We start from the raw sequence: 12,121 nt of genomic DNA on the forward strand, positions 1-12,121 counted from the left end.
AAATTGCTTTTGGCTTTGGTGATACTTTGTAAAAAAAATGGTAATTCGCCTAATATCCATTATCTTTAAATAAGTCATATTAATTAAGGAGTCATATTGATGGGCCAAATCAGTTTGCTGATTATCAATGGAAAAAACTCAGGCAATGAGGCTCTGCGACAAGCGGTTTATCAACAACGCAAGGAAGGTAATGATATCCAAGTCAGAGTGACATGGGAATCAAGTGATATTCAACGCTTTGTGCAAGAAGCACTACATATTCAAGCGCAAACCATTATCGCCGCAGGGGGTGATGGTACGATCAACAATGTCGCCTCTGAGCTGGTTCGTTTAGCCCCCTCTTCGCCCCCCGCGTTAGGCATTATCCCTTTAGGGACTGCAAATGATTTTGCCACCAGTGCACAAATCCCATTAGAGATGGACAAAGCGCTCAGTTTAGCGATTAAAGGTCGCGCCGTTCCTGTCGATATTATTAATGTGAACAAAACACATTACTTTATCAATATGGCCTCAGGTGGCTTTGGCACCAAGATCACCACTGAAACCCCTGAAGCACTAAAATCCGCCTTAGGTGGTGCTGCATATTTTATTAATGGTTTATTGCGTATTGATACCTTAAAAGCGGATCAATGCACCGTTGAAGCTGAAAATTTTCATTGGAAAGGTGAAGCTTTAATTATCGGTATTGGTAATGGACGCCAAGCGGGAGGTGGACAACAACTTTGCCCCGAAGCACTGATTAATGACAATAAACTCAATATTACCCTTGTTGAAGCCCGTGAATTGCTTCCTTCTCTATTAACCAGTCTGTTCGATCGTAAGAAAAATGACAAAATTATTGAGCGAGAAAGTGATTGGGTCACTATTAGTGCGGCTCATGAAATGGTATTTAATTTAGATGGTGAACCCCTTTTAGGGGATAAATTTGAATTTATTGTACTACCTGAAGCGATCCACTGCCGGTTACCGCCCCAATGTGACTTGTTATCTTAATGTAGATAAATGACAATCACTGTCATCTCATCGTGAACTGGAGTAAGTAATGACTGATATAGTAAGTTTGTTAGGTGCTGATGCTAACTCATTATTGGAACATCGCTGCCAAACCATCCCAAGCGAAAATCTCTACCTGCCAGGTTCTGACTTTGTTGATCGTGTGATGATTGATAACAATCGCCCTAATACCGTATTGCGTTCTATGCAAACCCTGTTTAACCATGGTCGTTTAGCAGGAACGGGTTATCTTTCTATTTTACCTGTCGATCAGGGTGTTGAACACTCTGCCGCTGCCTCATTTGCCGCGAACCCACTCTATTTTGATCCCAAAAATATTGTTGAGCTTGCCATTGAAGCCGGATGTAACTGTGTTGCTTCCACCTATGGTGTTCTAGCTTCTGTTTCTCGTCGTTATGCACACAAAATCCCATTTTTGGTAAAACTTAATCATAACGAAACATTAAGCTATCCAACTCAATACGACCAAACGCTGTATGCCAGTGTTGAACAAGCCTTTGAAATGGGGGCTGTTGCTGTAGGTGCGACTATCTATTTTGGTTCTCCAGAAAGCCGCCGCCAAATCGAAGAGATCTCGATGGCATTTGAACGTGCCCATGAATTAGGCATGGTTACCGTATTATGGGCATATTTACGTAATCCAGCCTTTAAGAAAGATGGGGTTGATTACCATGCAAGTGCTGATTTAACAGGTCAAGCCAACCATTTAGCATCAACCATTGGTGCCGATATTGTTAAACAGAAAATGGCTGAAAATAACGGTGGCTTTAAAGCGATTGGTTTTGGTCATACTGATGAGCGTGTTTACACTAAACTGACGAGCGAAAACCCCATTGATTTAGTGCGTTACCAATTAGCTAACTGCTATATGGGACGTGCAGGATTAATTAACTCAGGTGGAGCATCGGGTAATAATGATCTTGCTGATGCAGTACGTACTGCAGTCATTAATAAACGTGCTGGGGGCATGGGGCTTATCTTAGGTCGTAAAGCCTTTAAGAAATCCATGAAAGACGGTGTTGCTCTAATTAATGCCGTACAAGATGTCTATTTAGATAAATCTGTGACTATTGCTTAATTTTTTACGATTAAATTACGCATTGAAGCCCCTTTAATAGGGGCTTTTTGATATCACCACCAGCGATGAAAATGATGTACAGGGCCGAAACCTTGTCCCACCTCTAAACTGTCTGCCTGTTCTAACGCTTGCTGTAAATAGGCTTTTGCTTGTTCAACACAACTTTGCCAATCAGAAACTTGAGGACGAATAGCAGCTAAAGCGGCTGAAAGTGTGCATCCCGTACCGTGAGTATTTTTTGTATTGATGCGCGGTGAAGTAAATCGCCATTGCCCATCTTGGGTCAATAACCAATCAGGACTTTCTTTCTCGCTTAAATGGCCCCCTTTCATCAATACCGCCTGACAACCTTGATAAAGTAATGCTTCACCTTGTTGTTTCATAGTTGTTTCATCTGTCGCGATATCACAACCTAATAGTGCTGCCGCCTCAGGCAGATTTGGCGTGATCAAATCAACGCGGGGTAATAACTGAGTGAATATTTTATCAATAGCATCAGGTTGTAACAGTGGATCGCCACTTTTGGCAAGCATAACAGTATCAAGTACGACAAAAGGAATGGGATATTGCTGCAGTTTATCGCAAACGACATCAATAATACTGGCATTAGAAAGCATACCAATTTTAGCGCTATCTATTCTGACATCAGAAAGTACCGCATCTAATTGTGCTGCGACAAAATCAGGGGATAAATCATAGACAGAGTGTACACCACAGGTATTTTGCGCTACCAGTGCAGTCATGACTGTTGTGCCATATACACCCAGTGCGGAAAATGTTTTCAGATCAGCCTGTATCCCCGCCCCACCACTCGGATCGGTGCCGGCGATAGACAATGCGTTATATCTCACTGATTAACTCCTCCTTTACCAGTTACAGAAAAGTCGGGCTCTGTTAATCAGCACAGTGACCTTGACTTCCCTACGCTGGCATTATCCAGATCAGGTTATACGGGTTCATCTCAGCCAATAGGCGCCCCGAGCCAAAGCTTATATGATATAAGCCACAAGAGTATCGCATGCAGAAGATAAAGAAGCTAGATAATGACAACCTTTATCAGCTCACTTAACGTGCTTTAAGTTAACTTTTCTATTTTTGCCCATATAACAAACACTATTCATTATTAACGTTATATTAATATTTCAATATGCGATAAAAAAACCGATGGATATGTAATCGTTATATTATGTTATAATGTTTTTTAGATAATATTTAATCGTTATTATCTTGCTTAGTTTGTTTTATTCTAAAATCTAATAAATTATGTATCATTATTAAGCTTAATAAATCCTCAATTATATTAACTAATACTATAAATAATTATCTTTTAAATGGGAGCAACTGAGATACATCTCTTTGTAACCATTTGAAATTAAATATAATGTTATTAAAATAGTTCAATTTCGGATAGCTCTTATCTGAATATTTCACTAATTAAATAACACTATGACACAAATTTTTTTAACATTACCAGAACCACCGCAATGCCGTATTCGGAGTTATATATGTCATCTACCTATTTTCACTCTAGCCTATTAGCAGCTACACTGTTTTCAGTTACGTTAACAGCACCTGCTTTTGCTTCTGAAAATACGCAAAACACACCTCAGACTATTACGACAAAAAAACCTCAGCCAGCAGAGAACACTTTCTCAGAAAAAAATGAGGAAAGCTATTGGGGAAAATTTAAACGTAATCTTACCCAAACTTGGGATAATGACCAATATAACTACTATTTACCGGTATGGACTTGGCATAACCGTTTTACTTACGATAAAGAAAAAACCAATCGTTATAACGAAACGCCTTGGGGATTTGGTATGGGTAAATATCGTTATGATAATGAGGGTGATTGGCATGGCTTATATGCTATGGCCTTTATGGATTCCAATAATCGTGTACAACCTATTATGGGCTATGGTTTTGAAAAAATGTGGTATCCCAGTGGAGATAGAGAGGGTTTTCGCATGGGGGCGGGCTTTACCTTAAGTGTGACTGCTCGTCATGAGTATAACTATATTCCTATGCCATTACCTCTACCGCTAGTGTCAGTCGGTTATGGACACTTATCATTACAGGCGACTTATGTACCAGGAACCTATAATAACGGTAATGTTTTATTTGCTTGGTTACGTTGGCAGTGATCGATTGCTCTAATAAAAAATAAAGTGACCCTTTTTAGAGTCACTTTTTTAATATCGCGTTTTCTTATCTTTTGCTTAGGCTAACTTAGCCAAGATAATTTAACTATCTTGCCTTACTTGTGTGGTTGTCAGCGATTTTTTAGTTCTTGAGATCTTAAAACCTATCCAGAGCAAGCCTACCCAAAATGGCATCAAAATAACGGAAATATTAATTTTTGGCATCATTAGAATAATGACCAAAATCATACATAAAAAGGCTAAACACAGATAGTTACCATAAGGATACCAAAGTGCTTTAAATGAAGGCTCTACACCCTCTTTAATTTTAGCTGCACGGAATTTTAAGTTTGCTAAACAGATCATGATCCAGTTAAGCACTAATGTTGTTACCACTAATGCCATTAATAGCTCTAAAGCTTGATCAGGGAGTAAATAGTTAACCAAGATCCCGAGTGATGTGGCTATCGCAGATAACCCCAAAGAAATAACAGGTACACCACGTTTATTAACCTTAGATAATGAATGCGGTGCATTGCCTTGTTTGGCTAAACCGTACAGCATCCGGCTATTAGAATAAACGCCACTGTTATAGACAGATAATGCCGCGGTTAAAACCACCGCATTTAAAATATGGGCAACAACAAAATTATCTAAATTATGGAAAATAAGTACGAAAGGACTTTCTCCTTTCACCACTTGGGTCCAAGGATAAAGAGAAAGCAGTACAATCAATGAACCAATATAGAAAATCAAAATACGATAAACAACTTGGTTAGTTGCTTTGGGAATACTTACTTTAGGATTTTCTGCTTCTGCGGCGGTGATCCCCACCAGCTCAAGCCCCCCAAATGAGAACATCACAATAGCTAATGCAGACATAAACCCAGTAAAGCCATGAGGGAAGAAACCTAGCTCCCATAAATTGCTCACAGAAGCTTGCGGACCACCATTACCACTGACCAATAAATAGCTACCAAATAAAATCATACCAACGATCGCCAAAACTTTTATAATGGCAAACCAAAACTCGGTTTCACCATACATTCTGACATTAATTAGGTTAATTAAATTAATAGCAACAAAAAACACCGCTACCGAAACCCACACCGGAATATCAGGTAACCAATAATTAATATATTTTCCTGCGGCGGTTAATTCAGCCATACCGACAAGAATAAACATAACCCAGTAGTTCCAACCTGATAAAAAGCCAGCAAATGGCCCCCAATACTTATTGGCAAAGTGACTAAATGAACCCGCAACCGGCTCTTCGGCAACCATTTCACCAAGTTGGCGCATGATCATAAACGCAATAAAACCACCAATCGCATAGCCTAATATAACTGATGGCCCAGTCATATTAATGGTTTGCGCGATACCAAGAAACAGACCAGCGCCGACAGCCCCACCCAGCGCAATCAGCTGGATATGTCGATTTTTAAGACCGCGCTTTAATTCTGCTTGTTGCGACTCTTTCGCCATACATCCTCTTTTCTTCATCTATCAGGTAAAAGTGTAAATCAATGTTTACGATTTTGTTTATTTCAAGCCACCATTAAAACACTAATCTGACTTGAATAACAAATACATTTTGTGATAGAGGGGAAAAAGCATAGAAAGCGGGTTTTTTACGGCTGCTTAGAGGGGAATAAGATGGTAAAGCGACAGATACCTTGCTGAAAATCTTCGCCTTGATCGCAAAAATTATCTAACGCCACAAGGTACAACCCCAAGCTGATAGCTAATATAATTATTAAGCTAATAATTATTTTCTTTGCGTTCAAATTAAAATCCTTTAAATACATTTTGTTAATAGTACTTATTACAAAATAGGCATTCGCTTTAATACGATAACAACGCCTATCACTGTTGTTATAAAATTCGCAATAAGTTATCTCTAAGATTAAATTTAGCATAGTTTTCATAAAGAAAGTTAAATGCTTCCTCGACAGAAAACAGATAATTGGCACTATTTTTTCTTAATTGTACGCAAAATAGGCATTTTTATTTTAATTACACATTTTGCCAACACATAGAAACAGCAATCAACTAATATGGATTTCTCTGTTTGCCACTTTTTGTATAATATTAAGGAGTTAATTTTGTTTTTTACCTTAACTTCATCGATAGAATGGAACTGTAATGCCACAAGATAATCATCTCGCATTAGTTTGCGCGCTAAGTAAATGGATTGAGGAGCATTTAGGTCGCGTAATACACCTTGAAGAGCTAGCGGCTTACTCCGGCTATTCCCTTTGGCATATGCAGAAAATTTTTAAAGAAGTCACGGGCACCTCTTTAGGAAAGTATATTCGCCAACGCCGTTTAGCGGGGGCTATCCATCTTTTACGCACCAGTGACCGCTCAATATTTGATATTGCATTAGATTTCGGCTTTGGCTCGCAATCACACTTTACTTATATGTTTCGTAAAGAGTATGGCATCACTCCATTTGACTTTAGGCAAAATCAAAATATCGAGTTAGAGACAAAACAGCCCTTACATTTGCAATCACTTTGTTGTGATTAGACTGACTTTTATGTGGCATAGAGATATTCTCTTTCGTGTCACATAAATAAAGCCCCAGTTATGTGATGATAATGCCTCGCCCTTACCAACCATTAACTGCTTTACTTTAATATGGGGATGATAATGAGTATTAAGCTTATCGTTATTGATTTAGATGGAACGTTACTAAACGAACAACATGAGATCACACCTGAAGTACATCAAGCGATCCAACATGCTAAAAATTCTGGAGTGCACATTGTTCTTGCATCTGGGCGATCTTTTAACGGCATCTCTCCCTATTTAAAAGCACTTAATCTTGATACATCTGATAACTTTTGCATTAGCAATAATGGTAGCCAAATTCACCAAGCAGAAAATGGTGAAATTATCACCGAAGACTTGCTCAATTTTGAAGATTACCTCTATTTTGAAGATCTCTCCCGTGAGATAGGTGTTCACTTTCATGTTTTAAGTGATAATAAAATTTATACTACCAATCGCCATATTAGCCATTTTACTTGTCGTGAAGCATTCTTAACGTGGACACCTCTCTATTATCGCCCTTTAAGCGAAATGCAAAGAGATATGCGCTTTAGTAAATTTATGATCGTTGGTACACCTACGGTATTAGATAACGCGATGCAATATTTACCTGCTAATATCTATCAACAATACAGCATATTACGTAGCGCTCCTTATTTTATTGAGATATTAAATACCGATGTCAATAAAGGAAACGCGGTACAAAAAATAGCAGAACATTTAAAAATCACTCCAGAGAAAATAATGTGTATTGGCGATCAAGATAATGATTTAGCGATGTTACAGTACGCAGGATTGGGTGTTGCGATGGGAAACGCCCCTGAAGAGATCAAAAAAGTGGCGAAATTTATTACATTATCTAATAAAGAACACGGTGTTGCCGTCGCTATCAATAAATTTATTTAAACACGATATTTTTTGTGTTTTATCACTAATGTCTACAAAATTATATAGCAATTGTGATCCTAGCTAGAGGATCACACTGCTTGCCCCCCTGCTTTATAGCCATTTATTATGCTCCTTTTCCTGCTGGATCAGGATTAAACACCTATTTCTTCTTACATCTCCGTCAGAATTTGTTACTATCAATTCTCTTTTCGTTATTCAAACACTATTTTTACAAGATAATTACCTAGTAATTAGGCTAAATATAGAATAACAAGTATAAATTATTAATATATTCTCTTTCAGACAGGTAGTATTAGTTATGCTTTCAACAAAAGACATGCTAGTCCTTGGAATGATGGTTTTTGCTCTTTTCCTTGGCGCTGGTAATATTATTTTCCCTCCAATGGCAGGTTTCCAATCTGGAAACCAATGGTTTAGTACGTCATTAGGATTTTTGGTTACAGGTGTCTTACTCCCTTTTTTAACCTTAGTCACCGTAGCTATTCGTGGACGTGGTGAACGCCTTTCTATCGACTTGCCATCATGGTTTGCGGTGTTATTTTGGATTGCACTTTACCTGATTGTCGGTTCTACCTTTGCAATGCCTCGGGTCACGAACACCGCCTATGAGATGGGATTTTTACCTCTTGGTCTTATTGAAAAAAATACTACGACCCATCTGACTTTCGCATTAATATTTAACCTATTAAGTATGTTCTTTATGCTTAAACAAGGTACGATGATCAGTGCCATCGGTAAATTCATGACCCCAGCGCTCTTAATACTCCTGGTTGTCGTTGGTATTGCTGTGGTGGCTAAACCGCTTTCCCCTATTGAAGAGCCTACCGGCCTTTATGCGGTAAATGGCTTCTTCTCCGGTATTATTGACGGTTATCAAACCATGGATGTGCTATCTGCTATGGCTTTTGGCGGGATCGTCGCCCGTGCGTTATATACCAAAGGGATCACCAATCCTAAACAAATTGGTTTTATCACCATAAAAGCGGGGATGATTTCGGTTTTACTCTTAGCCGCCCTTTATTTATGTTTGTTCTATTTAGGTGCCACAAGTCACGCAGTATCTGTTTTTGCTGATCCGGCACTAAATGCCACTAACGGTGGTCAAATCTTCTCACGCTACGTAGACGCTTTATTTGGCTCTGTCGGTACTTGGTTGATGGGCGGGATTGTTTTATTAGCCAGTATGACAACCTTAGTCGGGGTTACTAGTGCTGCGGCAGACTACTTTGCGACATTCCATCATCGTTTAGGCTATCGCTTCTGGGTTGTAGTATTTACACTGTTAACGACGTTAGTCTCTACTTTTGGTCTTGATACCTTATTACGTGTCACTATTCCTGCATTATTAATGATTTATCCAACATCGGTGACACTAGTCTTACTACAATTTGTTCGCCATAAACTAAAATCACCGCGTTTTACTTACCGCTTTACAATCTGTGTCATTGTTTTAATGAGCCTACTTGACACATTAAAACAGTTAAAATGGCTAAATGGAGATTTATTACAACTATTTAGTTACATTCCACTGTCTGAGTATGGGCTAGGTTGGTTATTACCGGGTATTATTGCATTCGCAATTTCATTACTAATTAGTCTCAGTTTTAAAGAAACCGACACAGAAATTGCTACACCTAATACAGTAAAATAAATCCATTATTGCAACTAGCCCCAAAGTAAATAGTCACTTTGGGGCTAGTTTTTATCCTTAATAACGATCAATTATCTGAATGTTTTATTGACTCAGTTGATGGCTGTATCCACTTAGTTCGATATTTATCAATTAACGCCATTAAAATAGCTTCTGACTGCGCATCAGGAATACCTTTAATATCACTTGGTCTAAAATGCATTTGAAATGCGCTAACCACTTTTTGCGTTTCAGGATCTAATATCCCTGTTGTTGGTGTTTGATAACCATACTTCGCTAACAAGGTTTGAAAATTAGCAATATCAACAGGCTCCGATGCAGCTCTTCCCGCTAAATAGAAAGTAACTGTTTCATCATCTGGCCAAGCGCCTATTCCTTGTTTCGCTAATTCAGCCCATGGGAAAAGTGGCCCTGGATCAACTTTGCGTTGTGGTGCAATATCACTATGCCCGACTACATTTTGTGGTTCAATACCATAGCGTTGAATAATATCTTTCATCATCATAGTAATGGTTGAGAGTTGTTCTGCGGTATAAGGTAACCACTCTCTTAATGTACCCTGATCGTTATAACCATAATTCACTATCTCAATACCAATTGAACCATCATTCAAACCTGCACTATTTCCCCACTGACTTAGTCCTGCATGCCATGCTCTTTTATCTTCACTCACTAAAGCAAACACAACCGGCTTACCATCAACATAATTTGGTTTGGTAGGAATTAAATAATGACTGCTTACATTTCCCGAAGTTAACGTTTTTAACGATTCTTTATCGTCAACGGCGGTGTAGTGCATAACTAAAAATTTTACGCGATTATCTTGCCCAGGGTTATTGGGAACAACTTGTGCAAAATAATCCCCCCTATCAATAAGCTGAGGTTGCTGAACACAACCTGAAAGCAACCCCAAAGTAACAAGTAAAAAGAGACTGTAGCGACTAAAGATCATTATCCATCCTGAATACATTAGACTATAAATTTAAGGCTAAATTGTAGACAAAAAACCCATATTAAAAAATATGGGTTTTGTATTTTGGTTTTTTTTTAATAATTTTTTAATGAATACCGTACTTGCTCAATTATTGCCTCACCTTTTCACAGCGGACTAACGGTTCATTAGGTAAAGGCTCTTTATCCCAAATACCTTGCTCTATATCATTTTGTAATTCAGGGTATTGGCGAATATTGAAAGTGGGTAATACACCAGCTTGTCGCTGTTGGTTATAATCTTTAATTAACTTCAAAGCGACGCCTGAAAGTAAAATAATGGCAATTAAGTTAGTGACAGCCATCAATCCCATCGAGAGATCAGCCATTTTCCACACTAACGGCATTTCAGCCAAAGCACCAAACATCACCATCGCCAGTACGGCTGATCTGAGTAAGAATAGCCCTGTCATATGATTGCGGCCTAAAAAAATCATATTACTTTCAGCATAGGCATAATTTGCAATAATCGATGTAAAGGCAAAGAAAAAAATCGCAACAGCAATAAAAGTACTCCCCCAACCACCGACAGTTGACGATAATGCTAGCTGGGTTAACTGAATACCATTAATACCATCTTGATAATTATCTAACACACCTGAAGATAAAATAATCACTGCAGTCGCACTACAAATCACCAAGGTATCCATAAATACCCCTAACATCTGAATATAACCTTGCGATGCTGGATGAGGTGGGTAAGGTGTTGCAGAAGCGGCGGCATTAGGTGCAGATCCCATACCTGCTTCATTAGAAAATAGGCCGCGTTGAATACCTTGGGTCATCGCTTGACTAATACCATAGCCAATTGCCCCTGCTGCGGCTTCCTGTAAACCAAATGCGCTTTTAAAAATTAGCATAAACACTTCAGGTAAACGTTCAAAATGATCTGCAACAACCCAAAATGCTAATAATAAATAAGCGATAGCCATAATGGGTACAACCAGCTCAGCAACACGCGCAATCCAACGTAGACCGCCAAAAATAATAAAGCCGCTCATCACCACCAGTCCAATACCAACATATAATGGATCGAAATTAAATGCTGATGCAGCTGCTTGCGCTATTGAGTTAGCTTGTACCGCATTAAAAACAAGTCCGAAGGCAATGATGAGGAAAATGGCGAATAATACGCCCATCCAACGCATATTGAGGCCTTTTGTCATATAATAAGCAGGGCCACCGCGATAGTTACCTTCATCATCTTTAGTTTTATACAACTGTGCTAATGTACTTTCTATTAAGGAAGTCGCCATACCTATAATTGCAACTACCCACATCCAAAAAATGGCCCCAGGGCCACCTGCGGTCAGCGCAATTGCTACACCGGTTAAGTTACCTGTTCCAACACGTGCAGCTAAACTGGTACATAAAGCTTGGAATGAAGAGATACCTGATTTATCTGACTTATGACTATTTTTTAAAATAGAAAACATATGACCAAAATGGCGGATTTGAATAAATCCTGTTCGAATAGTGAAATAAATACCCACGCCAAGGAGTAAGTAAATAAGTACATATCCCCATAAAATGTTATTTGCAAAGTTAATTAGCCCTGTCAAATTAATCCCCTTATGTAATAACGTATATAACCTATCCTTACATCGCTATTGAAATAAAAAACAGATAAACACCTATAATTGAACCAATAAATGGCTTATGTATGTCTTTATCTCATATCAAAAATGATTGTCTAAAAAGCGACTTAAATGTAACACAAGATTATACGATATGTATATTTTTTGTTTATTTTTTTATTATTTAATCATTCTATTTAATTAT

The 12,121-nt window shown here is 38.4% G+C and carries 11 protein-coding genes and 1 riboswitch; of the genes, 6 read left to right on the forward strand and 5 right to left on the reverse strand.

Annotated features, from left to right (window positions below; all coding sequences use genetic code 11):
* Positions 1-99 precede the first annotated feature (99 nt).
* The gene (gene yegS, locus AACU98_RS00485) at positions 100-993 is read left to right on the forward strand and encodes a lipid kinase YegS (RefSeq protein WP_004243451.1); all 894 of its coding nucleotides are present in this window, start codon (positions 100-102) and stop codon (positions 991-993) included.
* 49 nt (positions 994-1,042) lie between these two features.
* Positions 1,043-2,092 carry a class I fructose-bisphosphate aldolase gene (gene fbaB / locus AACU98_RS00490; protein ID WP_004243453.1) on the forward strand — a complete coding sequence of 350 codons (1,050 nt, stop codon included), beginning with the start codon at positions 1,043-1,045 and terminating at the stop codon, positions 2,090-2,092.
* Between the two features lie 53 nt (positions 2,093-2,145).
* Here the strand turns inward: fbaB and thiD are convergent, their stop codons facing one another.
* The gene (gene thiD, locus AACU98_RS00495; RefSeq protein WP_161735342.1) at positions 2,146-2,943 is read right to left on the reverse strand and encodes a bifunctional hydroxymethylpyrimidine kinase/phosphomethylpyrimidine kinase; all 798 of its coding nucleotides are present in this window, start codon (positions 2,941-2,943) and stop codon (positions 2,146-2,148) included.
* Positions 2,944-2,993: 50 nt separating this feature from the next.
* Positions 2,994-3,082, reverse strand: a riboswitch (TPP riboswitch).
* Positions 3,083-3,597: 515 nt separating this feature from the next.
* Between thiD and pagP the strand changes: the two genes are divergently transcribed.
* Positions 3,598-4,236 (forward strand): lipid IV(A) palmitoyltransferase PagP, encoded by a 639-nt coding sequence (gene pagP / locus AACU98_RS00500; RefSeq protein WP_220683460.1) that lies wholly within the window; start codon positions 3,598-3,600, stop codon positions 4,234-4,236.
* 99 nt (positions 4,237-4,335) lie between these two features.
* Here the strand turns inward: pagP and AACU98_RS00505 are convergent, their stop codons facing one another.
* Positions 4,336-5,718, reverse strand: coding sequence for an amino acid permease (locus tag AACU98_RS00505; RefSeq protein WP_036907854.1), 1,383 nt, complete (start codon positions 5,716-5,718; stop codon positions 4,336-4,338).
* A gap of 146 nt (positions 5,719-5,864) precedes the next feature.
* Positions 5,865-6,161, reverse strand: coding sequence for a PhoP/PhoQ regulator MgrB (gene mgrB, locus AACU98_RS00510; protein ID WP_004243459.1), 297 nt, complete (start codon positions 6,159-6,161; stop codon positions 5,865-5,867).
* A 217-nt stretch (positions 6,162-6,378) separates the two neighbouring features.
* Between mgrB and AACU98_RS00515 the strand changes: the two genes are divergently transcribed.
* The 3 genes from AACU98_RS00515 (at position 6,379) to brnQ (ending at position 9,349) form a co-directional block, all read left to right on the forward strand.
* Positions 6,379-6,765 (forward strand): helix-turn-helix domain-containing protein, encoded by a 387-nt coding sequence (locus tag AACU98_RS00515; protein WP_004243460.1) that lies wholly within the window; start codon positions 6,379-6,381, stop codon positions 6,763-6,765.
* A gap of 123 nt (positions 6,766-6,888) precedes the next feature.
* Complete coding sequence (yidA, locus tag AACU98_RS00520; protein ID WP_004248301.1) at positions 6,889-7,695, forward strand: sugar-phosphatase; 807 nt, start codon at positions 6,889-6,891, stop codon at positions 7,693-7,695.
* A gap of 301 nt (positions 7,696-7,996) precedes the next feature.
* On the forward strand, positions 7,997-9,349 hold the full coding sequence (gene brnQ / locus AACU98_RS00525) for a branched-chain amino acid transport system II carrier protein (RefSeq protein ID WP_004243464.1): 1,353 nt from the start codon (positions 7,997-7,999) through the stop codon (positions 9,347-9,349).
* A gap of 67 nt (positions 9,350-9,416) precedes the next feature.
* Here the strand turns inward: brnQ and AACU98_RS00530 are convergent, their stop codons facing one another.
* Both AACU98_RS00530 and AACU98_RS00535 read right to left on the reverse strand, forming a co-directional pair.
* Positions 9,417-10,301 carry a peptidoglycan recognition protein family protein gene (locus AACU98_RS00530; protein WP_017827494.1) on the reverse strand — a complete coding sequence of 295 codons (885 nt, stop codon included), beginning with the start codon at positions 10,299-10,301 and terminating at the stop codon, positions 9,417-9,419.
* Between the two features lie 130 nt (positions 10,302-10,431).
* Positions 10,432-11,901, reverse strand: a complete 1,470-nt coding sequence (locus AACU98_RS00535; RefSeq protein WP_004243466.1) for an alanine/glycine:cation symporter family protein — start codon at positions 11,899-11,901, stop codon at positions 10,432-10,434.
* Between the last annotated feature and the right edge of the window lie 220 nt (positions 11,902-12,121).

The organism is Proteus sp. G4380, from assembly GCF_963885725.1.
In the GTDB taxonomy this organism is placed as follows: Bacteria; Pseudomonadota; Gammaproteobacteria; order Enterobacterales; family Enterobacteriaceae; genus Proteus; species Proteus mirabilis.